Here is a 25,139-nt window from a genome sequence, read left to right on the forward strand (position 1 = left end):
TTTTCATTAGTGAGCCCAAGGGGCGGCGGTTCTAATGAGAAGGCAGCTTAACCCAGCCTGCTTTCCGCCGTGGTCGTCGTTCGCAAGCCCACGCTTTTTTCCTTTTTATGCGTCACGGTAAAACTATCAACCACCTCGGCCGCACGGCCTCGCACCGCAATGCTATGTTGGCTAACATGGCTTCGTCTTTGATCATGCATAAGCGTGTAACTACGACGGTTGCTAAAGCTAAAGCCCTACGTCAGTTTGTAGAACCTCTGCTCACCAAGTCGAAGAATGATACGACTCACTCACGTCGTACGGTGTTCTCGGTACTGGAAAACAAAGAGACTCTGAAAGAACTGTTCGGCGACGTAGCAGCTAAAATTGCTAATCGTCCTGGTGGATACACCCGTATTATCAAGCTAAGCCAGAGCCGCCTCGGTGACAACGCCGACATGTGCATTATTGAATTGGTTGACTACAACGAAACGTTGCTGGAAGCCAAAACAGCTGGTGAAGCCAAAACCACAACCACTCGTCGTTCGCGTGGCAAGAAGAAATCTATTACTGCTACGGCTGGTGAAGGCGAATCTTCAGCTGAAGTTGTAGCTGACGCTCCAGTTGCAGCTGCACCTACCACAGAGGTATCGGCTCCGGAAGATACCCCAACGGACACGTTGAAAGAAGGTGAAACGCGCGACGAGAAGAAAGACGAGGAGTCTGCTTCGTAGTCTTAGCGAAAAAATAGAAAGATGAAAAGGGACGTGCCGATTGGTACGTCCCTTTTTGTTTGGTTCTTGAATGGCATATTACAGGATTAAGGTAAAGGCTGCGAAACAGAGTAGGCTATTTTCTGAAATTCTTACCTTGTTGCCACAAACGACGTGTCTTTGTCGAGCCTTCTGAACGACTCGATGTGCGAGTACCAACTTTTCCAACCTCACTTTCTTCTATCATGAGCATCATCACTGCCATTCATGCCCGTCAGATTTTTGATTCACGCGGCAATCCAACCGTTGAAGTGGACGTAACCACTGACAGCGGTACCGTGGGCCGGGCGGCTGTGCCTTCGGGTGCCAGCACCGGCAAGCACGAGGCCGTAGAACTGCGCGACGACGATAAAAGCATGTACATGGGCAAAGGCGTGCTCAAAGCCGTTGAGAACGTGAACAGCCAGATTGCCGAGGAGCTAATCGGCTTTTCTGTATTCGAGCAAGGCCTGCTCGATAAGATTATGCTGGAGCTAGATGGCACTCCGAACAAGGCGAAACTAGGCGCCAATGCCATATTAGGTGCTTCGTTGGCTATTGCCCGGGCAGCAGCGCAAGAAGCCGGTATGCCGCTTTACCGCTACGTAGGTGGGGTAGGGGCTACTACGTTGCCCGTACCAATGATGAATATCCTAAACGGTGGTTCGCACGCCGACAATTCCATCGACTTCCAGGAGTTCATGATTATGCCGGTTGGTGCCTCTTCGTTTTCGGAAGCACTGCGTTGGGGTACTGAGATTTTTCACCACCTCAAGAACGTGCTCAAAAAGCAAGGTTTCAGCACCAACGTAGGCGACGAAGGTGGCTTTGCGCCTAACATTAAATCCAATGAAGACGCCATCAAGATTGTATTGCAAGCCATTGAAGTGGCTGGCTACAAACCCGGCGACGACGTGATGATTGCCATGGATGCGGCGGTATCTGAATTTTACGAAGATGGGCACTACCACTTCAAGAAAAGCACCGGCGACAAACTGACTTCTTCGGAGATGGTATCGTACTGGACCGACTGGACCAAGAAGTACCCGATTATCAGCATTGAGGACGGTATGGACGAGGACGACTGGACCGGCTGGAAAGCGCTGACCGAAAGCATCGGCTCTACTACACAGTTGGTAGGTGACGATTTGTTTGTAACCAACGTGAACCGCTTGCAGCGGGGTATAGATGAGAAGATTGCCAATGCTATTCTCATCAAGGTAAACCAGATTGGTACGCTCACCGAAACCATCGATGCCGTGAACCTGGGCCGCCGCAACGGCTATAAGAGCATCATGAGCCACCGCTCGGGCGAAACCGAGGACAATACCATTGCCGACTTGGCAGTAGCGCTGAACACTGGCCAGATTAAGACGGGTTCGGCTTCGCGCTCCGACCGGATGGCTAAGTACAACCAACTGCTCCGCATTGAGGAGGAACTAGGTGAAGTGGCTTATTTTCCTGGCCGCAAGATGTAATACGAAGCCTCAGCGTAAGCTCGGGTTTTAGTTGGAGAAGGCTCTGTTGCTGAATGAGGCAATAGAGCCTTTTTTGTTTGTAACAGAGGACCAGGTCGGCTCCGTTTGATCCGAGAAAGGATACTTCCTTTGTAGCTTTGTAGTAAATGCTTTTATATTTGAATGATGTCTTTCACCGCTATTCCAACAAGTATTCCCGCTTTCCTGCGCAGCTTCTACTTTTATGTGGGGGTCGGGTTTCTGGTGTGGATGCTAGTGTTCGACGCCAATGATTTTGTGAAGCAATATGATATGTATGCCAAGCTGCACGAATTGCAAGCTGAGCGGAAGTATTATTTGGATAATATTGAAACAGTAAAGAAGGAGCGTAGCGAGTTATTAAGCAGCCCAGAACTGCTGGAAAAATTTGCTCGCGAAAAATATATTATGAAACGCCCCGGTGAAGACGTATTTATTCTGGTGCCTAACCAGGAAAGCAATTAATACTTCGCGTTCTAGAACCAACGAACTACACATAGCCTAAGCCAGCCCTTACGCTCCGAATGGAAACGCAGGGACTGGCTTTTCTACTGGTAATGCATTGAGTATTAATGGTGTGTTGTTTGGTAGCACACTGGGTGGTAGTATGCCGGGCAACAACTATAGCTCCCGTTTCGGCGGTATTTCGGTGTACTCGGGCACTCACTGTGCAAAGCACCCGCGAAGAGTAACCAGCGGGTTTTATGCTGAGCGTATATCCTAACCCAGCGGTAATTGGAAAGCTTCTCACGGGGCCGCTAACGGGCGTGGGTAACTACAAAAAAGCCGATCTGAACCTATATGATGGCTTGGGCCGGCAAGTAGCGCGTGAGCAAGTAAGCCTCACGGGCTGAATAGCTCCCGTTACGTTCGATACCAAGGCGTTGAGTTCCGGCGTGCACATGCTGCGCCTAACCGGCGCTGGCCTGAATGCCACGCGGCGTATCATTATCGAATGGCGGAGTCTGGAACTGAGCATCAACTGGCTGTTCGGCTAGGTATCGGCGGTAGGTGGCTGGGTATTATGGAACCGGCTGTTTACTGCCGATTTGCGTTCAAGGAACCGAGGGCCAGTTGCTTAAGTTACACAGTGTCTACTCGCCCTGCTCATGAGGATAATACGCTGTTTAGTTGGTTTACGCGCAGCTACTGTGTGCCAGGTGCTTGTGGTGGTACTGGCCTTGAGCTTGCCGTTGGGAGCCACTACGCCGGCCGCCGTACCACCACCCACCCAGATTCAGGTGGCGCGGCGGTTTCTGTTGGCGGTGCTGCACGGTGAGTTTCAGGCGGCGCATGGTATGTTGGCACCCGAGGTAGGCAGGGCCCTTGCGCCAACCCAGTTTCGGGCAGCGGCTATGCCACTGTACCAGCAAGGCCAGCATTTCGGGCCAACTATTGATTTGTATAAGCTGGGGTTCCGGCTCCGCGACCAGCAGGCAACCCAGTCGTTTGTAGCCTTTACGTTTAAGGCTGATACGCTGGCGGCCCGACCCGAGGTACAACTGGATGTTACGTTCCGGGATTCTACGGCCCGGCAGATACTGAGCTTTGCACTAATACCCCTGCGTGTAGCAGGCCCGCCAACTAAATAAGCTTCGGTAGAAAAGTCCCGCCTTGTTTTCAGGATGGGACTTTTAGTATTGGTGGAGCAGCAACGGTTTACCCTGGCAACGAAATCTTACCCATCGTAACGGCTGGTACCCGCTGGCGACCTGCCCCAATGGATAGCGGCTCGCCAGCTACGGCCTCATTAGCCAGCACGGCAAACAAAACGGCTTCTTTGGCATCGGGCAGAATGCCGAGCTGCTCGGTGGTGGAAAGGCGGCAGTAGGGAAGATACCGTTGCAACGCGGCCTGTAGGCTGGGGTTGTGGGCCCCACCGCCACTGGCGTACACCGTTAAGCTGGGGTGGCGGCCGAATGCCTGCGTTACAGCTTGGGCAACGCTAGCGGCGCTTAACTCGGTAAGGGTAGCCAACAAATCTTGCAGCCCAAGCTGCTCTGTGCCGCTCTGCATTTGAGCTTGCCGCAAATACTCTGCATGGAAGAGTTCGGGGCCGGTGGTTTTGGGTGGTGCAGCCGTGAAGAACGGATGGGCGAGCAAAGCCTGCAGCAATCCGGTATGTACTTGGCCGGCCGCTGCCAGCTTCCCGTCTTCGTCGTACGCCAGGCTGGGGCGGTGCGCGCGCACGGTGGCATCGAGTAGGGTATTACCGGGGCCGGTATCGGTGCTGAAGGCGGTGCTGGTATCTTGCCCGATGCGTGGAAGGTAGGTGAAGTTGGCAATGCCGCCCAGGTTCAGGAGCAGGCGCTCTTCCTTGGGGCTGCTGAGCAGCAAATAGTCGCCGTAGGCAGCTAGGGGGGCCCCTTCGCCGCCGGCGGCAATGTGCTTTTGGCGAAAGTCGCTCAGCGTGATGATGCCGGTGCGTACGGCTACATGGTCACCGTCGCCGAGTTGCAGGGTGGCGTTGAGGGGAAAATCGGGGCGTTGGTGCTGATGTTGGGGGGCGTGGTACACGGTTTGGCCGTGGCTCGCCAGCAAGTCTACCTCAGTGGCGGGTATCTGCCACTCACGCAGGCACGCCAGCACCATATCGGCGTGCAGCAACCCCAGCCACGGATTCAGCAGCGTGAGGTACTCCAAATCCACTTGCCCGTTGGGGCCGCCCGCAAACACCTCCCGAATCCGGTGGCGCACGTCATCGGTGTACGGCACGGTGGCAAAGTGCTCCAGCGTGAGCTTGGTCGCCAGCCCGTGGCCTTCCAGCTTACACAGCGCCACATCCAGCCCATCGAGCGAAGTGCCCGACATCAAACCTATGATGCGCCGGCTGGGCTGCTGAGCGAGGAAGTGTAGGCGAGCCAGATGCTTGTTCATTGGTTTTGTGCCGTTTACTACTGATGCAGGCAAGCCGAAAGACAGTGAAACAAATTATGTACTCTTTATTGCTGTAAGATGGCCCTACGCTGCTTCCAGGCCGCATTACGGAATGCATAGATAGCAAAACGCCCAGCTAACCGCTTAGCCGGGCGTTTTCAAGAGCAGAAATTATTTCGTGTGAAACAGCCTGGTAGCTGCTTTACTCAATCTTCTTGCCGGCCATAGCCTGCTTGATGGAAATGTTCATCACCCGCTCGGCGTAGGGGCTGGTGAGGGCTTCCAGCTCATCCACGGCTTTCAGGATGGTATCCTTGTCTTTGGTTTCGAGGGCTTCGCGCAGGTTTTGGGTGGCAGCGGCTGTTAGCGTGATTTCATCCTCCGTGAGGTGCTGGTGGTTTTTTTCCACGAACCGTTCCACTTGGTAGAGCATCTGCTCGGCTACGGTACGGGCCTCAATCACCATGCGGGCGGCCACGTCCTCGCGGGCAAACGTGAGCGAGTCCATCAGCATCTTCTCCACCTGGTCGTCGGTGAGGCCGTACTGCGGCTTGATTTCCACGGCTTGGCTGGTACCGGAGCGCAGCTCAATGGCTTCCACTTTCAGGATGCCGTCGGCGTTCAGAATAAAGTTCACATCTACCTTGGGTAAGCCGGCGGGCATGGCCGGAATACCGCGCAAATCGAATTCGGCCAGCTTGCGGTTCTCGCTCACCAAATCCCGCTCGCCTTGGTACACCGATATTTTCAGGTTCACTTGCCCATCTACGCTGGTGGTGTACTGGCGGCCGGCTTTGGTTGGAATCTTGGAGTTGCGGGCAATAATGGGGTCCATGAGGCCACCCAGCGTTTCGATACCCAGCGTGAGCGGCGTCACGTCGAGCAGCAGCACGTCGCGGCGGTTGCCCCCCAATATGTCGGCCTGAATGGCAGCGCCTAGGGCCACTACTTCGTCGGGGTTGAGCGAGCTGTTGGCGGGCTGCTGGAAAAATGCGGATACCGAATCATACACCAGCGGTACGCGGGTGGAGCCACCTACCAGCAACACAGCATCCAGATCATCTGGCGTGAGCTTGGCATCGGCTAAGGCTTGGCGGCAGCTTACAATGGTGCGCTCTACCAGCGGGCCAACCAGCTCGTTGAACTTCGCTTTGCTGAGGGGGAGCAGCGTGCCGTGGAAATCAAATTCCAGCGCATCCTGTTGGCTGAGCTGCTTCTTGGCTTCCTCGGCCAGCAAGCGCAACTCTTGCTGCCTCGATGGATTCTGATAGAGAACGGCCGACAGCTGATACTCGCCCGCCCAGTAGTCGTAGATGGCGCGGTCCAGGTCGTCGCCACCCAGGTAGGTGTCGCCGTTGGTGCTGAGTACCTCGAAAATGCCCTGCTGAATGCGCAGAATGCTTACATCAAAGGTGCCACCGCCCAGGTCATACACGGCTACGGTTTTTTCCTCGTCGGGGCTCAACCCAATGCCGTAGGCCAGGGCCGCCGCCGTGGGTTCGTTCACAATACGCAGCACTTCCAGTCCCGCCAAGCGGCCGGCGTCGCGGGTGGCTTGGCGCTGGGAGTCGTTGAAGTAGGCGGGCACCGTAATAACGGCTTTGTTGACGGGCGTTTTGAGGGCGTGCTCGGCGCGGGCGCGCAACTCCTTTAGTATCTCGGCCGACAGCTCGATAGGGGAGTAGAACTTCTCGCCGACCCGGATTTTCACCAGGCCCTCCGAGTTATCATCAATCACCTTGTAGCCCAGGTCGGAAGCATGGTTGCCGAGGTCTTTGTAGCTTTTGCCCAGAAGACGCTTCACCGAGTAAATCGTGTTCTGCGGGTCCGTGAGCAAATACGCCTTGGCATCGGTACCCACGATGGGCGTCTCGCCGCCCTGCGGAAAATGCACCACCGATGGCACGATGGTGCCCCGGTCGAGGTCGTTGATGGCGTGCGGCTGCCGGGTGTCCGGATGAATGTAGGCTACCAACGAATTGGTCGTGCCCAAATCGATACCCACGATGATTTCTTCCTGCTGAATACTCCCGGTGGAGAGGTTGATTGCGACTTTAGCCATGCGTAGTTGAGCGGAGCGCCGGAGCGTGCAAAATGGGCGCTGTAAAAACCCTACGGGGATGTGACCGGTAAGGTGCAGCGCAAACGCAAAAATAACGAAGAATTGCCGGTAGAGGCCTTTGCGCCAATCTCTATAGCACCTATCCAATATGCTTCTGAAATATCGTTCATAATTCGGGGAAAGCACACCCTGAAAAGTCCGGATCCGGTTGTGTTTGCGTAGCTTGATATAGAATCGTGATAATATAATTTAAATACAACCATACGCTGTGTTCCTGGCTGGCGAAAAATGACCCGTGCCCGGCCACTTTATTGCTGATTAAACGTCCCGGATTCCCCTGTTGCAGCTTTCTGACTCGCTTCCACTACTTGCCGATTTTCGGTGAGCTGGCTGTTTATTTTCCATTTTTTACCACCATCTTCATCATGAAAAAAAGTCTTACGCGTCCCATTATTCCGGTGGCCGTGGCCGCCGCTGCCGTTGCCGGGTTTCTGGCCTGGAGCAACCCTGGCACGCCGCTGGAAGCCAGTAGCCACCGGGAGGCTCCCCTCATTGCCGACGACCCGTTGGCCGACAACACCGACCTTTACGCCTTCCGCGACCCGGTAAACTCGGAGATGATTAACATCATTGCCAATTACATTCCGCTGGAGCTGCCCCAGGGCGGCCCGAACTACAATACGTTCGGCGAAAACGTGCGCTACGAGATTCACATCAAGAATTCGACCACAGTAAACCCCACCGGCGACAACATCACCTACCGCTTCACCTTCACGCGCACCAACCAGGACCCCACCACGTTTTTCAACATCCGGCTGGGGCAGCAGAATCTGAAAACCACCTACATCTGCGAGAAGAGCGTGAACGGTGGCGCTTTCAGCACTATTGTTACCAATGGCGTAGTGCCGCCACCCAACATTGGGCCGCGCTCCATTGAAAGCGGCGCCGGCCTGAACACCACCTATAACGCCCTGATGACGGGTGCCATACAGACGGCTGGGGCGGCCAAAATCTTCTGCGGCCCCGTAGATGACCCGTTCTTCGTGGACTTGGGCGGCATCTTCGACTTGGGCGGCGTCCGTACCGCCAGTGCCCGCGACGGAGTGGCCCGCAAGAACACCCACGCCATTGCCTTGCAAATCCCGATTTCCGAGTTGCAGAAAGACGGCAAAACCGGTGCCATGGCCGCCAACATCCTCGACCCCGACTTCGTGATTGGGGTGTGGGCTTCGGCGAGCCGGCCAGCTATGCGCACCCTGAACGTTGATGGTACCCAGACCCACACGGGCAGCTGGGTGCAGGTGTCGCGCCTGGGTATGCCGCTCACCAACGAGGTAATTATCCCGGTTGGCAGCAAAGACGGCTGGAATGCCCGCGTACCCGGTGCCGAGCGCGCCTCCGACGACGACTACTTCACCAACCCTGAGCTGGGCCTGTACATGGCCGACAACGTGCCGGTGGCCCCGGCCGGTCCTAAGCCAGCCGGCCAGACCTATTACGGCGAGGCGGTGCCCGGCTTGGCTGCATTACGTATTCAGTCACGCTCTTTGCAGAGCTTTGACTTCCGGAATGGTGCTAACGGTGTGTCGGGCCTGACGGCCGCGCAACGCGTCGGTACCGTTTTTGCCGATGCCACGTTTGGCCCGTATTTGCTGCGGGCCGGCAAGCCACGTTCAGTTGACATTCTGCCCATCTTCCACACAGGTGTTCCAAACCTGCCGCCGTATCAATTGGCTAATGGCAAAAATGGCAATCCGCTAGCAGTTGGTAAGCCCTTTATCAACAACTTTCTGCCGGTTATCGGCGACATGCTGCGCCTGAACATGGCCGTGCCGACGACGCCCCGCAACTCGCCGGCTTTCAGCTCGGAAGGGTTGCTAGCAGCTGCGGTTGCTGGTCTTACGGTAGCGCCTTACAATACCAACGCCAACCTGGAATTCATTCCGAACATGGACGGCTTCCCGAATGGTCGGCGCTTGGAAGACGACGTAACCCGCATCGAACTACAAGCCGTAGGTGGTGCCGTACTGGCCGCCATTGGCCTGTGGTACGACGACTATACCGCCGGTGGAGCCAACCCGGTGACAGCGCAGCTGGGCGGGGTACTCAGCTTCCGCACTGGTGTAGAAGCCAACGATACCACGTTCAAGGCTGCTTTCCCGTATCTGCAAACGCCGTGGAGCGGCACCAAAGCCCAGCGCGTTGCCTTGTCGCAACGCTCGCCTTCGGGCGGCTTGGGCTTACAGGGCGGCGCTATTGCCTCGTTGCAGGCTTTCCCAAATCCGGTGGTTGACCAGACAACGTTCCGCTACGAGGTAGGCGTGAAGAGCACCCTGTCGCTGGTAGTTTCCGATATGATGGGCCGTAAGGTAAGCACGCTCATCAAGGCGAAAGAATACAAGCCGGGTGTCTACGAGTACAAGTGGCAATTACCCGAATCGATGGCTGCCGGTACGTATGTGGCCACGTTTTACAGCGGTGCCACAGTGGTGCAATCCGTGAAGCTGATCCATCAGCCCCGCTAGGTAACGCAGCAAGTAAGTAGGTGGAGAGCCAGAGGAGCTGTCGGCGCACGTTGCGTTGGCAGCTTTTCTGGCTCTCTTTTTTGCGTTTTGGCAGGTGCTATTCAGGGAGTGAAGGGGTGGTGTGGAGATGGAAAGAGTCGATTCAAGACAACGTAAGTCGGGAACCTATAGTGGCACCATAATGCTGCTGGATTTACTGATGAGGATAGCATGATTTAAAGGGTGATTGTATTTATAACGAAAATAATAAATAGTTGTATATAATTATGTTCAAACTAAATCCACATATAGTAGTGCTTGCGTATTAATAAGCAGCAAGGCACCTGGCTCACAAGCGCCTACATACGCTGGCAATTCCTTTCGATAGTACGCTGCTTCCCGGCCGCCTTGCGGTGGCTGTTCGTTACGCTTTTTCACCTTTTTCTCTTCTCGACCCACTCCCAGAACCTACCGATTTTCGGTGGGGTGGCTATTTATTTCCCACCATTTAACCCCCTTCTCAGTATGATGAAGACCCTTACCCGTCCCATTCTCCAACTGTCAGTGGTAGCCGCTTCGGTGGCTGGCCTGATGGTGTGGAGCGGACAAAAAGCCCCACTAGAGGCCTCCAGCCACCGCGAGGCCCCGCTCATCGCCGACGACCCGGTAGCCGACAACACCGACGTTTACGCGTTCCGCAGCCCTGATGATCCTACCAAGGTCACCATCATTGCCAACTACATCCCGTTTCAGCTGCCGCAGGGTGGCCCGAACTACTACCACTTCGGGGAGAATGTTCGGTACGAGATTCACATCAAGAACAAAACCACAACAGCAGGTGACGACATCACCTACCGGTTTACGTTCACGCGCACCAACGAAGACCCCACCACGCACTTCAACATCCGGCTGGGCAAAGAGAACCTGAAAACCACCTACCGCGCCGAAATGAGTTTGGCCGGTGGGCCATTCACGACCATTGTAGCCAACGGTGTAGTGCCGGCCTACAATGTAGGGCCGCGTGCTATTTCCAGCCCGGTAGGGTTGAACGTGGCCGACTACAACACGCTTATTCAGAACTCCATCCAGACGCTGGGTAACGGCACCAAGGTATTCTGCGGCCCGGTAGATGATCCGTTTTTCGTGGACATTGGAGGTATCGAGGACCTGGGCGGCGTACGGCGCAACAGTGCCCGCGACGGCCTGTTCCACAAGAACGTGAACACCATTGCCCTCCAGATTCCAATCAACCTGCTGCAAAAAGATGGCAAGCCGGTTTCGCAGGCCGCCAACATCCTCGACTCCGATTATATTATTGGGGTATGGGCGTCGGCTAGCCGGCCAGCATTGCGCACCTTGGGCAACTTCGGGATTCCAAGCACTTCGGGTGATTATGTGCAGGTTTCGCGCCTGGGCATGCCACTCACCAACGAAGTGGTGAACCCCGTGGGCAGCAAAGACGAGTGGAACGGCCGCACGCCGTACAACGAAAACCGCGCCTTCGACAACTACTTCAACAACCCCGAGCTGGCGCTGTACATGGACGACAGCAAGTTCGGCTCGGCAGTGCCCGGCATCAACGACCTGCGCATCCAAACCCGCTCGCTCGGGCAGTTCGACTTCCGCAACGGGGCTAATGGCCTGTCGGGGCTGCTTGGCAACCCAGCCACGGCCGGCACGGCTTTCGCACCGCAGGCGCAGGGTGGTTTCGGTGAGTATCTGCTACGGGCCGGCCAACCGCGCTCCGTCGACTTGCTGCCGATTTTCCACACCGGTGTTCCTAACCTGCGGCCGTACCAGTTGGCTACGGGTAAAGGGGGCAACCCGCTGGCGGCGGGCAAGCCGTTCATCAACAACTTCTTGCCCGTTGTCAACGGCAATGGTATTGGGGGCGACATGCTGCGCCTGAACATGGCCGTGCCGACGACGCCGCGCAACTCGCCCGACTTCAGCCCGCTCGGGCTGGTATTCGCGGCAGTAGTTGGCAACACCGACCCGCGCTATAACAGCTCCACAGCCCTGCAATTCATTCCGAACATGGACGGCTTCCCGAACGGCCGCCGCTTAGAGGATGACGTGGTACGCATTGAGCTGCAAGCCGTGAGCGGCTTGGTACTGGCCGCCATTGGCCTGCCCTACGACGACAACCCAACCGGGATGCCGAGCCCCTACTCGCAGAAAATGCAGGAGGTTATCAGCTTCACCACGGGTGTAGGCCGCAACGATACCACGCTGAAGATGATGTTCCCCTTCCAGCAGACGCCTTGGGCGGGTACCAACCCGCAGCTGGGCGGCCCGCGCTACAGCGACGGAGTAGCACAGGCAAACCGCGGCGCTGGCTCGGCGCTGGGTTTGCAGCCCGCTAAAGTGGCTACTGCTGAGAACTATCCGAACCCGTTCACGGACCAAACCACCTTCCGCTACGACGTAACCGCCAACGCCCCCATCACTATCACCGTTTCGGATATGATGGGCCGTAAAGTGGCTACCGTTGTGAAGAACAAAATGCACGCCCCTGGTTCATACGAAGTGAACTGGCGGACCGGTAACCTGAAAAAGGGCGACTACATTGCCACGATTTCAACCGGCTCAACGGTGCTGCAAACGGTACGTTTGGTACACGATAGCAAGTAAAAATTGGATCCTTACCTACTGGTTGAGCTACCAGTAATCCAGTGTCAGATTTACCTCGTAGATTGACGTAGGAACTAGATAGCCGGCTCCGTTTGGGGTCGGCTATTTTTCCTCTCGGCAACCTCTCTTCGCTCTCCTTTTCCCACCAATTCATGCGTAAATACTTTTACCCGATTCTGCTGGTAGGTTTTGCGGCGGCCGTGGCAGCCTTGTTTTTCTTCCGCAAGCCTGAGGCCGTACCGCAGCTCAAGATGCGCCACGGCGACCTGGCCGCGGGCGGCGAATGGCTGAACACCCAACAGGCCGTGGCCGGCCTGCAAGCCAAGCTGCGCACCAACCCCGACGATACCAAGGCGCAGCTGCTGCTGGCCCAGGCCTACATGCAGGAAGCCCGCGTAACCGGCGACCATGCCTATTACGACATGGCGGCCATGGAGCTGCTCAACAACATAACCCGCCGGGAGCCCGAAAACTTCGAGGCGCTGTGCTGCAAAGCTTCCCTCAACCTCACCCAGCACCACTTTTCCGAAGGCCTGGCCCTGGCCGAACAAGCCGTGCAGCTTAACCCCGAAAACGCCTTTGTGTACGGCTTGCTCTGCGACGCTAACGTGGAACTGGGCCGCTACCCCGAGGCCGTGCGCATGGCCGACAAAATGAACACCATCCGCCCCGATTTGCGTGCCTACGCCCGCGTTTCCTACCTGCGGGAAATCTACGGTGACCTGCCGGGCGCTATTGAAGCCATGACGATGGCCGCTAAAGCCGGCTACCCCGGCCTGGAGCAAACCGAATGGTCCCGGATTCAGCTGGGCCACCTCTACGAAAACACCGGCGACCTACAAAACGCCGAAAAGCAATACCAGGAAGCTCTGAACGAGCGGCCCGGTTACTCGTATGCCTTTGCCGGCCTGGGCCGCGTGGAAAAGGCGCGCCGCAACTACAAAGAGGCCATTGCCTACTTTCAGAAAGCCCGCGCCACCGTGAAGGACTACGCCTTTGCCGACGAGCTAACCGACCTCTACCGCCTGAACAACGAGCCCGCCAAAGCCGACGAAATGGCCAAAGAAGCCATTGCCATGCTGGCCAGTGACGCCAAAGAAGCCGACGACAACGAGCTGATGGGCCACTACGCCGACCGGGAGCTGGCTTACGCCTACCTGAAAACCAAAGAGCTGGACAAAGCCCTCGAACACGCCAAAATCGAATACGCCCGCCGCCCCGACAACATCGACGTGGAAGAAACCCTGGCTTGGGTGCACTACAAGCGCGGCGAGTTTGCCGAAGCCGACAAGCAGATGAAGCGCGCCCTGCGCATGAAAACCAAGACCCCCACGCTCCTCTGCCGGGCCGGCCTGATTGCCACCAAAACCGGCCGCCTCGCCGAAGGACAGGCCCTGATTCGGGAAGCGCTGGCCCTCAACCCATACCTCAGCCTGGATTTGGCTGACGAAGGCAAGCAACTGCTGGCCGCCCGCTAATCCCGTTGCCTGCCGCCATAGCTCTGCGCCTTCTGCGTACCCTTCCGCGCCCTCTGCGGGAACCCACCCAACAACGAATGTCCTCTCGCCGACCGTCTGCCCGCTACCTGTTGCCGCTGCTGGTGCTGCTGCCCGCCGTGGCCAATGCGCACGTGCTGGACGTGGATTTGAGCAAGCTTTCCCGCACCGATATTTTCTGGACCTACCTTCAACTAGGCTTCACCCACATCCTGCCCCTCGGCCTCGACCATATTCTGTTTGTGCTGAGCATCTTTTTTCTGGAGCCACGCCTGAAACCGGTGCTCTGGCAGGCCACGGCTTTCACGGTGGCGCACTCCATCACGCTGGGGTTGGCCATGTACGGCCTTATTGCGCCGCCCACGGCCGTTGTCGAACCCATTATTGCGCTTTCCATCCTGTTTGTGGCCATTGAAAACATATTTGCCAACCGGCTGAATCCGTGGCGGGTGGCTATTGTGTTTGGGTTCGGGCTGATTCACGGGCTGGGCTTTGCCAGTGCTCTTACCGGTCTGGGACTGCCCCGAAATATGTTTTTCGAGTCGTTGATTTCCTTTAACGTGGGCGTGGAGCTGGGCCAGGTAACCGTAATTCTACTGGCGTGGCTGCTGGTGGGCCGCTGGTTCAGCAACAAAGCCTGGTACAAGCAGCGCGTCGTTATTCCCGCTTCCGTAGTAATTGGCCTGGTGGCCGCCTACTGGACCGTAGAGCGAGTTTTCTTCACCTGATTATAGCATTGCCAGTTATAACCCACCTTTGCCACACCCTTAGTTAGCGCCAGCAGTCCGTCAAACTCACCACCTCACAAGTTCACCATCTCACCAATGCTCCGCACCTACCTCGTCTTGCTGCTGCTTGTGCACTACCTGCTGGTAGTGGGGGCGGGGCTTGTGGGGCGGCCGGAGCCCGTGCGGCAGCACGCCGCCGACTACGTGCACAGCGCCGACTGCCAGCGCCAGCACTATCTCCAACTCGACTGCTTCGACCATTGCAACGGCGAGCAGTACGTTACCACCAAACCCGGCCAGCATCAGTCGTGGCCGCAGCTGCTGAGTAGCCTGAAGGGGCTGGATGTGCATTGCCACCTGAGCGCGCCTGTTGTGCTGGTAGCGGTTGATTTTCTGAGTGAGCCGCAATACGCCGCCGAAACGGTAGCCCCGTTTCCGGTTGGGTTTCTGCGCGCTTTATACGCCCCTCCCCGTCGGGGATAAGTCGATCCGGGTCGATTGTGACCATACCGAAGCGAGTTTCGCTCCGGGCTTTATCGTCTTATCCTTCACGTTGCGGCCGTTTTGCGGCTGCACACCCTTGGCGTATGAACTTCCTGTCTACTGCTTTTCAATTGCCCGTGGCACCCGCTGCCGGTACTTCCCTTGCTGCCCATCTAACGGGCGCAGTTTCCGTTATTCAGCCCCCCGTGGCGGCGCCACCTGCGCAACACGAGTACAAAGTCCGCCAAATGGCCAGCCACGCCACGCACCGGGCACAGGTACTGGCGCAGCGCCGCACCACCATTCCGTCGTCTGCTAAGCGCTGGTAAGCATGAAAAACCTCTATCCGGGCTCCGTATCGGCAATTCTTTGCGCTTTGCGCCAGCTACTGCTTCCATATTCATCATCCGTCCCAGCTTCTCGGCACCGGTGGCCGTTGCGGTTGGCCGTAGCATTGGTGCTGGCCGTTACCAGTACGCCACTGCTGGCCCAAAACACGGGCGTTATCCGGGGTTTCGTGGCGGATTCCGTTTCCGGCCAACGCGTGCCGGGTTTGAGCGTGCGGCTGCAAAATCCAGTTGGCGCAGCCTTCGCCGGCACGGCTACCGATGCCCTGGGTAATTTCCGGCTGGGTGGGCTGGCGGCGGGTACCTACACGGTGCAGGCCGCCGGCCTTGGTTACGGAGCCCGGATGCAGACGGTGACGCTGGCTGCCGGCGAAACCAAAGCCATCAGCTTTAGCTTGCCTACCATTTCGTTGAACCTGAGCGAGGTGACGGTGGCCCAGCCGCGCGACGTAAACCAGTCGTTGGCGGCCATTTCCCACATCGACCAGGTCCTGCGGCTCGTCAATTCGGCGCAGGACCTGCTGCGGCTGGTGCCGGGCTTGTTTATTGCCCAGCACGCGGGCGGCGGCAAGGCCGAGCAGATTTTTCTGCGCGGCTTCGACGCCGACCACGGTACCGATTTCGCGGTTAGCATTGATGGACTGCCGGTGAATATGGTGAGCCACGCCCACGGCCAGGGCTACGCCGATTTTCACTTTGTGATACCCGAAACAGTGGACCAGCTGCGGGTGTACAAAGGGCCCTACACGGCCCGGTTCGGTGATTTTGCCACGGCCGGGGCCGGCGAGTTTACCACCAAAACCAGCCTCGACCGTAGCCAGGTGAAGCTGGAACTCGGGCAGTTTGATACGCGCCGGGCCCTGGTGATGCTGGATTTGCTGGGCCACAACCAGCACCACCTATTCAGCAAGAAGCCGGAAAGCGCCTACGTGGCCGCCGAGTACAACTTCACCAATTCCTACTTCGACCAGAAGCAGCATTTCAAGCGCTTCAACGGCCTGGCCAAGTACACCGGCCAGCTCACCGACCGGACCTCACTCACGCTGCTTGGCTCGCACTTCACGTCGAGCTGGGACGCCAGCGGCCAGATTCCGGAACGTGGCGTGCGGGAGGGTCTGATTTCGCGCTACGGCAGCATCGACCCCACCGAGGGCGGCAGCACCGACCGCACCAACGCCTCGGTGGTACTCACAACCGGCCTGCCGCACGATGCGGTGCTGCGCCAGCAGGCCTACTACTCGAAGTACGATTTCAGCTTGTATTCCAACTTCACCTTCTTCCTGCAAGACCCGGTGAACGGCGACGGAATCCAGCAGCTCGACGACCGGCACCTGTTCGGCTACACCGCCACCTACGACCGGGATACGCAGCTCGGCAGCCGCAACCTGCATTCCACCCTGGGCGTGGGCACCCGCAACGACTTTTCCAACCTGGCTTTACGCCATACCGTGCGCCGCAACGTGCTCGACACCGTTACGGTGGGCAAGCTGTATGAGCGCAACATCAACGCCTACCTCGACGAGACGCTCAACCTCACCGAAGACCTGACCGTGAATGCCTCGGTGCGGGCCGATGTGTTTACGTTCGACTTCCGCGGCCAGCTTTATGACACTGCCGCTGCGCAACTGACGCCGTTGCGAGGCCGCACCACCAAGGCGCGGGTGTCGCCGAAGCTGAATCTGTACTACCAGCTCACGCCCAACACGCAGCTGTTTGCGCGCTCCGGTTTCGGGTTTCACTCCAATGATGCGCGCGGCGTAATCCGGGGTACTTCCGGCGACAATGTACTGCCCCGCGCCATCGGCTACGAGGTAGGCAGCACCTTCAAGCCGTTGCCGAGCCTGGTAGTGAATACGGCCCTGTGGGCGCTGCATTTGCAGGATGAGCTGGTGTACATCGGCGACGCGGGCGAGGTGGAAAGCACCGGCCCCACCCGGCGGTACGGCGTGGATGTGTCGGCGCGCTACCAGCTCACGAAAGTGCTGTTTGCCGACCTCGACCTGAACTACAACCGCGGCCGGCAGGTGGAGGCTCCCGCTGATGCCAACTACATTCCGCTGGCCCCCAGCTTCACCAGCACCGGCGGCCTGACGTACAAGCAGCCCAGCGGCTTCAATGCCAGCCTGCGCTACCGCTACATCGACGACCGGCCCGCCAACGACGATGGCAGCATTACGGCCCGCGGCTACTTTCTGCTCGACGCCGTAGTACGCTATACCCGCGCCCGGTTCGAGGTAGGTGCCACCGCCGAAAACCTGCTGAACGTGCAGTGGAACCAGGCGCAATTCGCCACCGAAACCCGCCTGCCCAACGAGCCGCTCGGCACCTCCGTAGATGAGCTGCATTTCACGCCTGGCACCCCGTTCTACCTGAAGCTGAACGCCAGCGTGTTCTTCTAGGAGTGCCGAGACACCATAACCTGGCACCTTGGCGTTGAACGGCTGGAGCGGTGCAATTTCAGCAATAAGCAAGACCCTTATGCTGAGCTTGCCGAAGGATGACGGCACCGAACAACATCAGCAACGACGAGACGCCAGGTATGGCGTCTTTACAACCGCTCAAATAGCTTGTTTCCGGGGGCTTGAATGCTGATTTTTGAGCGGCCGAAACGTGCTGCTTGCTTATGACTGTCTTGAACTGCTGCCTGCGAACCTTCCTCCCCGCGGCCTGGCTGCTGGCCGGGGCTCTAACGGCCTGCCAGTCAACGGTAGGCGAACCGGCTGCGGGGCCACTGGCCGCCGCCACGCCGAGCGTAGCCTTAGTTGCTGCCGACTCCATAAAAACCGCCTCTACGCTACCCGATTCGTTGCAACTGACGCCGGTGCTGCCGCTGCCCAACCTACCCGATTCGGTGCGGCAGGCGGTGCGGGCGTTGCAGACGAAACTGGGGCCAGAAGCCGCCGACTTGCGTGCTGCCGTGCTGGAACAGGCCTGCGTGGGGTATCTGACACTGCGGCACGCCGGCCGCATTCAGCACGGCGGTGTGCTGGCCGTGGCGGATATGGATTTGCCATCCTCGGAAAAGCGGCTGTGGGTCTTGGACCTAGAGGCGGGGCGGGTGCTGCACCACAGCCACGTGGCGCACGGCCGCGGCTCGGGGCATTTGCGGGCCCACCGGTTTTCCAACGTCATGAAATCGGCGTGTACGGCGCTGGGGTTCTACCGCACCCAGGACACGTACGGTGGCAAACATGGCCTCTCGCGCCGCCTGCACGGCCTCGATGCGGGGCAAAATTCCAACGCCGAGTCGCGGTACGTGGTGCTGCACGCCGCCGACTACGTAAGTGCCAGCTATGTGCAGCAGCATGGCCAGGCCGGGTACAGCCGCGGCTGCCCCGCCCTGCCTCCCGACCAATACAAAGCCATTATCAAAAGCCTGCCGGAAGGCTCGTGCCTGTTTCTGAGCGGGCCGGGCGTGGAGTCGAAATGGCTGAACACGGAGGCTGCGGCTCAGCAGCTAGCGGCGCGAGGCTGGCGCTGAGTTACAGGGTGGATATTAGGAAGATAGTATATTTTACTTGGTAAATGCTCTGATAATCAGGCGGCCAGCCTGGACAGGAGACGCGGAAGGAATTACTTTGGCCGGAAGGGTGTTTAAGTAATTCCAGACCAAAAAACATTCGTGGCGGACACCATTCGTCCCGATATATACGTATACACTTCTTCAACGAGGAGTTTCGTTCTAAAAGCAGGGGCAACCCTTTGTGCAGATGGAAAAAACAAGCGTAGTATATCGTCAGCGTTTCAAGCGCCGCGCCCGTCGGGTGGCGCGCCGGGTGCTGCCCTTTATGGCGTCGTTGTTCATGGCTACGCCCCTGGCTAGCCCCGTACTCAACTCCAAAGTGAAGGCCGCCAGCGTAGAAACAAAGCTGCCCTCCAACCAGGAGCTGCAAACGGCTTTCTACAACCAGCGTACGCACAAGCTGTACGAGGAAATGGCGCTGGAAAGCCAGGGCTTGCGCTTCGAGGTATTCGAGAAGGCCCTAACTGGTTACCTGAACCTGCAAACCGAAGGCCGGCTTTCCAATGAGAAGCAGCTACTTACGGTGGTGGATTTCGAGTTGCCGAGCACCGAAAAGCGTCTGTGGGTGCTGGACTTAGCGGCCAAGCAAGTGAAGTTCCACACGCTGGTAGCGCACGGCCACAATTCCGGCGAAGACGTAGCCACTACGTTCTCCAATCAGAACGAGTCGAACATGAGCAGCTTAGGCTTCTATGTGACGCAGGATGAGTACATCGGCAAGCACGGCCGTTCCCTCAAGCTCGACGGCATGGACGAAGGCTTTAACACCAACGCCCTGGAACGCTCCGTTGTAATGCACGGTGCCGATTACGTGAGTGAAGATTTCATCAAGCAAAACGGCCGCCTCGGTCGTAGCCTCGGCTGCCCCGCGCTGCCAATGGATCAGAAGGATGAGATAATTGAAGCCGTCAACGGTGGCACTTGCCTGTTCCTGAGTGGTGCTGATCAGTCGTACTCCTCGAAGTACCTCAACCAGGACGTAGCCATAAATGCGCTGCTGTCCAGCAACAGCTAAGCGAACTATATTGAAAACGAAAAGGCCATCCTTACAATAAGGATGGCCTTTTTTTGTAGTGCGGATTTCCTGTGGCTTCCGCGTTACAGCTTTACGCCGAATTTTGCGCCCACGGTTTCCAGGTCGCGCACTACGGGGTCCAGCAGGTCGATGCCTTCGAGTAAGCGTTTGGCGGACGTTTCGCGCTCCGGGTCGCCGGGGATGAGCACGTGCTGGCCTTCGGTGGCGCGGGCGTTGCGGAAAGTGGTAATCCAGTTGTCCATGTGGGCCTTGAACTCGTCGGCGGGGCGGAAGGCATCCACGCGCATGGCCCCGAAGAAGTGGCCGATGCCCTGGCCCACCGGGTCGGCGGGTGGTTGCAGAAACGCCACAAACGGCGGCACCCACGGTCCGTAATTAGCACCCGAAAGCACCGCCGAAAAGATGTCAACCACTGCGCCCAGGCCGTAGCCTTTGTGCGAACCGGTAGCTCCGCCGAGCGGCAGCAGTGCCCCGCCGTTCTTCACGGCGTTGGGGTCGGTAGAGCCAACCCCAGCGGCATCCTGCGCCCAGCCTTCGGGAATCGGAATGTTCTTGCGCTGCGCAATTTCCAGCTTGCCGTTGGCTGCGGTGGTGGTAGCCATATCCAGCACGAAATCGGGCTGCTCGCCGGCGGGTACGGCTACGGCAATGGGGTTGGTGCCCAGCAGGCGGTCCAGCGAGTAAGTGGGGGCCACCAGCGGCGAGGCGTTGGTCATGGCCATGCCTATCATGTTGTGGGCCAAGGCCTTCATGGCGTGGTAGCCGGCAATGCCAAAGTGGTTGGAGTTGCGCACCGACACCCAGCCCGTGCCAACCTGCCGGGCCTTCTCAATAGCTACCTGCATGGCCTTCGGGCCTACCACCAGCCCCAGGCCCCCGTCGCCGTCTACTACGGCCGTGCTGGGCGTTTCGTAGGTCACGCCCACGCGAGGGGCGGGGTTGATGCGGCCAGCTTCCCACAGCCGAACGTACCCCACTAAGCGGGCCACCCCATGCGAATCGACTCCGCGCAAATCGGCGGAAAGCAGCGTTTCGGTGGCTAGCGTGGCATCATCATCGGGGCAGCCGATGCTTTTGAAAACGGCCTCGGTGAAGGTAAAGAGGTGGTTATAGGAGAAGGTGGTCATGAGCACAATATCGGATTCGGGTGCAAAGGAACAGGATGCTGGGTTAGAACCAGAAAAATTACAGCTGGTTCCCCTCCCCGAAATGAAAATGGGTAGGGTGCGGGACTTGCCCCCGCCCGTGGTTGCCCTCGGCGTGGTTGCCCCCGGCGTGGTGTCCGCGGCAACGGTGGGCGGGGGCAAGCCCCGCACCCTACTGCTGCTGTTGTTGTTGCTGCTCCCAACTCACGTATTTACGGTAGGAGTTGACGGGCACAATAGGCTGCTCTACTTCCCGCACGTACACCGGCTCTTCGGGCAGCGGAGCGAGTTCCAGCGGCTCACCATTGTCGATGTGGACCAGCACGGTGAGCGTGTGCGCGCCGGTGCCTTTGTAGGTGCCTTTGATGGGCGTGCAGTCCGAGAAGTTGCGCCCGATGGCCATGCGCACGTGCCCGTCATTCACGATGCAGTTGTTGGTGGGGTCGAGGCCCAGCCAGCCGTAGAACGGAATGTAGGCTTCCACCCAGGCGTGGGTGGCACCGGCGCCGCGCACCCCTTCCTGCTTGGGGCACACGTAGCCGCTCACGTAGCGCGCCGGAATGCCCACCTGCCGAAGCATGAACAGCAGCATGTGCGCAAAATCCTGACACACCCCGGCCCGCAGCCGCCAGATTTCGTCGGTGGGCGTTTCCACGTTCGTTACGCCCTGTTGGTAGTCGAAATGGTCGTACACGTATTCTGACAGTACCAGCGCGTTTTTCAGCGGTTTGTCGGCGGGGTTGGTGACCTCACGCACTGCGTCGTTGATTTCCTGTTGCAGCTCCGAGGCTTCCGGCGTCAGGAAGTCCATGTAGGCTACGTCGTGGCGCAACTCGGTTAGGTGTTGCCACTGCGCTTCGGCCGGCTCCTCGTCCATCGGAAACAGAATCGGGTGGGTCACTACCTCCACCTGGGATTCGATAACCAGCTCAGTGTGTGGCTGAATGAGGGTGAATACGCCCACTTTGTTGCCGAAATAATCGGTGAAAAAGGCGGTTTCCGGGTTCAGCGAGACACTTACCTCGTGGCGCTGCACCGTCAGCCGCTCGTCTTCCAGCGGGTAAATCATCAGCTGGTTGGCGCAGTCGATAACCGGCGCGGCGTAGCTGTAGCGAGTCAGGTGCTTGATTTTGTAGAACGGCATTTTATAGTAGTGCTTAGTGCTTCGTACCTGGTGCATAGTGGGGTTGGATTGTCGTTTCGGCTGAGCTGCCTAAGCACGAAGCACCAAGCACTATGCACTATACATTAGCTGTTGCCGAAGTAGTGCTTGTTGAGGGCGTTGGCTATTTCCAGCAGCTCATTGCGGAGTTGCAGCAGAAACTGGCTGAGTTGCGCGGCATCGTCTACGCTGATGGTGCTGTACGTGACGCTGTTCTTGACCTTGCCAATCAGGAAATGCACCTGCTCGTAGTTGTCGGGCAGGCTCTTGTCTTTCAGCCGCTCACAGTGGCGCATCAGCTGGCGCAAACTGTACGACAACGAATGCGGGAAATCGGTGTCGTGGATAATCATGTTGAGCACGGTTTGCGCATCCAGAATACCGCGGTGCGTTTTCGAGTACAGCTCGTGCCCATACAGCGCATACAGCACGTAGCGCAGCTCCGGCGCGCCCATTGGGTGCTGCCGGTCGGGCAGGAACGCCAGCTTGTTGAGGCGCAGAATATCAACGGTTTGCAGCGCGCGCTCCAGAAACTTACCCAGATTCAAGAATGCGTAGCCCTCGTCGCGCGGCATGGTGTACTGCACGGTGCCCGCAAACAGCAGGCCCTGCCGCAGCAGCAAGTCCAGGCCCGAAACCGGGTCTTCGAGCATGGTTTGGCGGGCCAAATCTTCTTGCCGAATGGTGTGGTAATACTCGTTGAGGCTTTGCCACACTTCCTTGGTAATGTGGTCCTGCACGGCCCGCGCATTTTCGCGGCCCCGCACAATGTTGTTGTACACCGACACGGCATTCGACTTGTCGAACACCAGATGGCCGATGATGTCGGCCGTGTTGCGCACCGCTTCCCGGATTTCCTCCGGCGACAGGTCGCCGTAATTATCAAGCAGCGGCTGCCAGCCCGCGTAGCGGTGCTCGTCCTGCGAGGTAATGTAGCTGATGCGAATCACCTGCAACATGGATTGGGTGCGTTCCATGTAGCGGGCCAGCCAGTAAATAGTATCAGCAACGCGGCTTAGCATGCGGTGAGAAGGTGAAATTGTGAAATGGTGAGTTTGTGGAGTGCCAGGATAGAAAGGCTGTCATTCCGAGCTTGCCGAGGAATCTCGCGTGCTGAAGTCAGGCTACTTGTTGCAACATCAGCACGCGAGATTCCTCGGCAAGCTCGGAATGACGTTCGATAAATGACGGTCGATGATTACTCGTTTCACCCCAACTCCGGCCCCAGCACCCAGGTGTCTTTGCTGCCGCCGCCCTGGGAGGAGTTTACTACCAATGAGCCTTCGCGCAGGGCTACGCGGGTGAGGCCGCCGGGCACAATATCAATGCCCGAGGGGCCGTACAGCGCAAACGGCCGCAGGTCGACGCGGCGGGGCTGGAGCACGCCATCAATGTAGCAGGGCGTAGACGAGAGGCTGATGATGGGCTGGGCAATAAAGCTGCGCGGGTCGGCGGTAATGGCGGTTTTAAAATCATTGATTTCCTGCTCGGTAGCGCTGCTGCCAATCAGCATGCCGTACCCGCCCGACTCGTTGGTGCGCTTAATCACCATGCGCTCCATGTTGTCGAACACGTGCTGGCGCTTGTCGGCCTCGGCCAGTTGGTAGGTGGGCACGTTTTTGAGAATCGGCTCCTCGTTCAGGTAGTACCGAATCATGTCGGGCACGTAGCAGTACACCGCTTTGTCGTCGGCCACGCCGTTGCCCATGGCATTCACAATGGCCACGTTGCCCTTGCGGTAAGCCCAGTACAGCCCCGACACGCCCAGCGCGCTATCGGGCCGGAACACCAGCGGGTCGATGTACTCATCATCCACGCGGCGGTAAATAACGTCCACGCGGGTCAGGCCCTTGGTGGTTTTCATGTACACGAAGTGGTTGTGCACAATCAGGTCGCGGCTTTCCACCAGCCGAATGCCCATCAGGCGGGCCAGGGTGCTGTGCTCGAAATACGCCGAGTTGTAGATGCCCGGCGACAACAGCACCACCGTGGCCTCACTGCCTTGGCGGTCGGCGAGGGCCAGCAGGTTCCGAAACAGCAAATCGGGGTAGTCCTTCACGGGCTGCACGTTGTTTTTGGGCAGCAAATCGGGGAAAATGCGGTAGGTGATGCTGCGGTTTTCCAGCATGTACGACACCCCCGAGGGCGTGCGCAGGTTGTCTTCGAGCACGTAAAACTCGCCGTCATGGTCCCGGATCAAGTCCACGCCGGCAATGTGGGTGTAGATGTCGTGGGGCACGTGCACGTTCAGCATCGGGCGCAGAAACTGCGGGCACGAGTACACCAGCGCGGCCGGAATGATGCCGTCTTTGATGATGAACTGCTGGTGGTAGATGTCCTTGAGGAAGATGTTGAGCGCCTTCAGCCGCTGCTTGATGCCGGCCTCAATGCGGGTCCACTCGGTGTAGTTGAGGATGCGCGGAATGATGTCGAAGGGGAAAATCTTCTCGATGCCCTCCCCGCTGCTGTACACCGTAAAAGTCACGCCCTGGCTCAGAAACAGCTTTTTGGCCAGCTCCACCTTCCGGGTCATTTCCAGGCCCGCCAGGTTTTCAATGGCCGATACAAAGTGGCGGTACTCGGGGCGGATGCCTTCGGCCCGGAACATTTCGTCCCAGACGTTGGACTGTTCTCGGTAGGAGTGAAGGAGTGAGTTTTCGGGCATAAAGCAACAGGTAAGAGGCGAGCAGCAAGCAGAACAGTCGGGAGCGGGAGTAAGTCATCGCGCCAACCACGATACTAAAAGCGAATACCCTGTAAAAAAGTAGGGTTGAAGCAGGAATTAAGGTAATAAAACCCGGAAAACACTCATGTTTTCAAAGGCAGTTGTAAATAATTATGCACTCGTCGTCTGAAACACCCACTTGTCCAGCAGGGGGTATGCGCACTTTCCTGTTCTGGCAAAGCCGCCGTTG

At 58.0% G+C, this 25,139-nt stretch carries 20 protein-coding genes; 14 read left to right on the top strand and 6 right to left on the bottom strand.

Going from position 1 to position 25,139, the window contains the following annotated elements:
- The first annotated feature begins 107 nt into the window (after positions 1-107).
- From rplQ to J0X19_RS04440, 5 genes are all read left to right on the top strand, one after another.
- Complete coding sequence (gene rplQ / locus J0X19_RS04420; protein WP_206981646.1) at positions 108-713, top strand: 50S ribosomal protein L17; 606 nt, start codon at positions 108-110, stop codon at positions 711-713.
- 224 nt (positions 714-937) lie between these two features.
- Positions 938-2,209 carry a phosphopyruvate hydratase gene (gene eno, locus J0X19_RS04425; RefSeq protein ID WP_206981649.1) on the top strand — a complete coding sequence of 424 codons (1,272 nt, stop codon included), beginning with the start codon at positions 938-940 and terminating at the stop codon, positions 2,207-2,209.
- Between the two features lie 162 nt (positions 2,210-2,371).
- Positions 2,372-2,692: an FtsB family cell division protein gene (locus tag J0X19_RS04430; RefSeq protein WP_242581967.1), complete on the top strand. Its 321-nt coding sequence runs from the start codon at positions 2,372-2,374 to the stop codon at positions 2,690-2,692.
- A gap of 239 nt (positions 2,693-2,931) precedes the next feature.
- Entirely contained in the window at positions 2,932-3,081 is a 150-nt protein-coding gene (locus J0X19_RS04435; protein WP_206981650.1) for a hypothetical protein, read from the top strand.
- A gap of 297 nt (positions 3,082-3,378) precedes the next feature.
- On the top strand, positions 3,379-3,819 hold the full coding sequence (locus J0X19_RS04440) for a hypothetical protein (protein ID WP_206981652.1): 441 nt from the start codon (positions 3,379-3,381) through the stop codon (positions 3,817-3,819).
- A gap of 67 nt (positions 3,820-3,886) precedes the next feature.
- Here the strand turns inward: J0X19_RS04440 and J0X19_RS04445 are convergent, their stop codons facing one another.
- Both J0X19_RS04445 and hscA read right to left on the bottom strand, forming a co-directional pair.
- Positions 3,887-5,104, bottom strand: a complete 1,218-nt coding sequence (locus tag J0X19_RS04445; RefSeq protein WP_206981654.1) for an anhydro-N-acetylmuramic acid kinase — start codon at positions 5,102-5,104, stop codon at positions 3,887-3,889.
- A 202-nt stretch (positions 5,105-5,306) separates the two neighbouring features.
- Positions 5,307-7,166, bottom strand: coding sequence for a Fe-S protein assembly chaperone HscA (hscA, locus tag J0X19_RS04450; RefSeq protein ID WP_206981656.1), 1,860 nt, complete (start codon positions 7,164-7,166; stop codon positions 5,307-5,309).
- Positions 7,167-7,591: 425 nt separating this feature from the next.
- Between hscA and J0X19_RS04455 the strand changes: the two genes are divergently transcribed.
- From J0X19_RS04455 to J0X19_RS04495, 9 genes are all read left to right on the top strand, one after another.
- Positions 7,592-9,691, top strand: coding sequence for a DUF4331 family protein (locus J0X19_RS04455; protein ID WP_206981658.1), 2,100 nt, complete (start codon positions 7,592-7,594; stop codon positions 9,689-9,691).
- Positions 9,692-10,195: 504 nt separating this feature from the next.
- On the top strand, positions 10,196-12,304 hold the full coding sequence (locus J0X19_RS04460) for a DUF4331 family protein (RefSeq protein ID WP_206981660.1): 2,109 nt from the start codon (positions 10,196-10,198) through the stop codon (positions 12,302-12,304).
- 152 nt (positions 12,305-12,456) lie between these two features.
- Positions 12,457-13,782, top strand: a complete 1,326-nt coding sequence (locus tag J0X19_RS04465) for a tetratricopeptide repeat protein (RefSeq protein ID WP_206981662.1) — start codon at positions 12,457-12,459, stop codon at positions 13,780-13,782.
- A 77-nt stretch (positions 13,783-13,859) separates the two neighbouring features.
- The gene (locus J0X19_RS04470; RefSeq protein WP_242581969.1) at positions 13,860-14,528 is read left to right on the top strand and encodes a HupE/UreJ family protein; all 669 of its coding nucleotides are present in this window, start codon (positions 13,860-13,862) and stop codon (positions 14,526-14,528) included.
- 96 nt (positions 14,529-14,624) lie between these two features.
- Entirely contained in the window at positions 14,625-15,011 is a 387-nt protein-coding gene (locus tag J0X19_RS04475; RefSeq protein ID WP_206981663.1) for a hypothetical protein, read from the top strand.
- Positions 15,012-15,115: 104 nt separating this feature from the next.
- Positions 15,116-15,340, top strand: coding sequence for a hypothetical protein (locus J0X19_RS04480; protein WP_206981665.1), 225 nt, complete (start codon positions 15,116-15,118; stop codon positions 15,338-15,340).
- Positions 15,341-15,342: 2 nt separating this feature from the next.
- Positions 15,343-17,757, top strand: a complete 2,415-nt coding sequence (locus tag J0X19_RS04485; RefSeq protein ID WP_206981666.1) for a TonB-dependent receptor — start codon at positions 15,343-15,345, stop codon at positions 17,755-17,757.
- A 224-nt stretch (positions 17,758-17,981) separates the two neighbouring features.
- Positions 17,982-18,839, top strand: coding sequence for a murein L,D-transpeptidase catalytic domain family protein (locus J0X19_RS04490; RefSeq protein ID WP_206981668.1), 858 nt, complete (start codon positions 17,982-17,984; stop codon positions 18,837-18,839).
- 229 nt (positions 18,840-19,068) lie between these two features.
- Positions 19,069-19,896: a murein L,D-transpeptidase catalytic domain family protein gene (locus J0X19_RS04495; protein WP_206981670.1), complete on the top strand. Its 828-nt coding sequence runs from the start codon at positions 19,069-19,071 to the stop codon at positions 19,894-19,896.
- 83 nt (positions 19,897-19,979) lie between these two features.
- Here the strand turns inward: J0X19_RS04495 and J0X19_RS04500 are convergent, their stop codons facing one another.
- The 4 genes from J0X19_RS04500 to J0X19_RS04515 form a co-directional block, all read right to left on the bottom strand.
- Positions 19,980-21,044, bottom strand: coding sequence for an Ldh family oxidoreductase (locus tag J0X19_RS04500; protein ID WP_206981672.1), 1,065 nt, complete (start codon positions 21,042-21,044; stop codon positions 19,980-19,982).
- A 190-nt stretch (positions 21,045-21,234) separates the two neighbouring features.
- Positions 21,235-22,242: a transglutaminase family protein gene (locus J0X19_RS04505; RefSeq protein ID WP_206981674.1), complete on the bottom strand. Its 1,008-nt coding sequence runs from the start codon at positions 22,240-22,242 to the stop codon at positions 21,235-21,237.
- A 68-nt stretch (positions 22,243-22,310) separates the two neighbouring features.
- Entirely contained in the window at positions 22,311-23,246 is a 936-nt protein-coding gene (locus J0X19_RS04510) for an alpha-E domain-containing protein (protein ID WP_206981676.1), read from the bottom strand.
- Positions 23,247-23,431: 185 nt separating this feature from the next.
- The gene (locus tag J0X19_RS04515) at positions 23,432-24,889 is read right to left on the bottom strand and encodes a circularly permuted type 2 ATP-grasp protein (protein WP_206981678.1); all 1,458 of its coding nucleotides are present in this window, start codon (positions 24,887-24,889) and stop codon (positions 23,432-23,434) included.
- Positions 24,890-25,139: the final 250 nt, after the last annotated feature.

The sequence above is a fragment of the Hymenobacter telluris genome (assembly GCF_017313265.1).
Taxonomy (GTDB): domain Bacteria; phylum Bacteroidota; class Bacteroidia; order Cytophagales; family Hymenobacteraceae; genus Hymenobacter; species Hymenobacter telluris.

Coding starts and splice junctions, on each gene's coding strand:
- J0X19_RS04475 (WP_206981663.1), top strand. CDS start 14,625: ATGCTCCGCACCTACCTCGTCTTGCTGCTGCTTGTGCACTACCTGCTG.
- J0X19_RS04510 (WP_206981676.1), bottom strand. CDS start 23,246: ATGCTAAGCCGCGTTGCTGATACTATTTACTGGCTGGCCCGCTACATG.
- J0X19_RS04470 (WP_242581969.1), top strand. CDS start 13,860: ATGTCCTCTCGCCGACCGTCTGCCCGCTACCTGTTGCCGCTGCTGGTG.
- J0X19_RS04435 (WP_206981650.1), top strand. CDS start 2,932: ATGCTGAGCGTATATCCTAACCCAGCGGTAATTGGAAAGCTTCTCACG.
- J0X19_RS04505 (WP_206981674.1), bottom strand. CDS start 22,242: ATGCACCAGGTACGAAGCACTAAGCACTACTATAAAATGCCGTTCTAC.
- J0X19_RS04445 (WP_206981654.1), bottom strand. CDS start 5,104: ATGAACAAGCATCTGGCTCGCCTACACTTCCTCGCTCAGCAGCCCAGC.
- J0X19_RS04480 (WP_206981665.1), top strand. CDS start 15,116: ATGAACTTCCTGTCTACTGCTTTTCAATTGCCCGTGGCACCCGCTGCC.
- J0X19_RS04500 (WP_206981672.1), bottom strand. CDS start 21,044: ATGACCACCTTCTCCTATAACCACCTCTTTACCTTCACCGAGGCCGTT.
- J0X19_RS04455 (WP_206981658.1), top strand. CDS start 7,592: ATGAAAAAAAGTCTTACGCGTCCCATTATTCCGGTGGCCGTGGCCGCC.
- hscA (WP_206981656.1), bottom strand. CDS start 7,166: ATGGCTAAAGTCGCAATCAACCTCTCCACCGGGAGTATTCAGCAGGAA.
- J0X19_RS04485 (WP_206981666.1), top strand. CDS start 15,343: ATGAAAAACCTCTATCCGGGCTCCGTATCGGCAATTCTTTGCGCTTTG.
- J0X19_RS04495 (WP_206981670.1), top strand. CDS start 19,069: ATGGAAAAAACAAGCGTAGTATATCGTCAGCGTTTCAAGCGCCGCGCC.
- J0X19_RS04465 (WP_206981662.1), top strand. CDS start 12,457: ATGCGTAAATACTTTTACCCGATTCTGCTGGTAGGTTTTGCGGCGGCC.
- J0X19_RS04490 (WP_206981668.1), top strand. CDS start 17,982: ATGACTGTCTTGAACTGCTGCCTGCGAACCTTCCTCCCCGCGGCCTGG.
- J0X19_RS04430 (WP_242581967.1), top strand. CDS start 2,372: ATGATGTCTTTCACCGCTATTCCAACAAGTATTCCCGCTTTCCTGCGC.
- J0X19_RS04515 (WP_206981678.1), bottom strand. CDS start 24,889: ATGCCCGAAAACTCACTCCTTCACTCCTACCGAGAACAGTCCAACGTC.
- eno (WP_206981649.1), top strand. CDS start 938: ATGAGCATCATCACTGCCATTCATGCCCGTCAGATTTTTGATTCACGC.
- J0X19_RS04460 (WP_206981660.1), top strand. CDS start 10,196: ATGATGAAGACCCTTACCCGTCCCATTCTCCAACTGTCAGTGGTAGCC.
- rplQ (WP_206981646.1), top strand. CDS start 108: ATGCGTCACGGTAAAACTATCAACCACCTCGGCCGCACGGCCTCGCAC.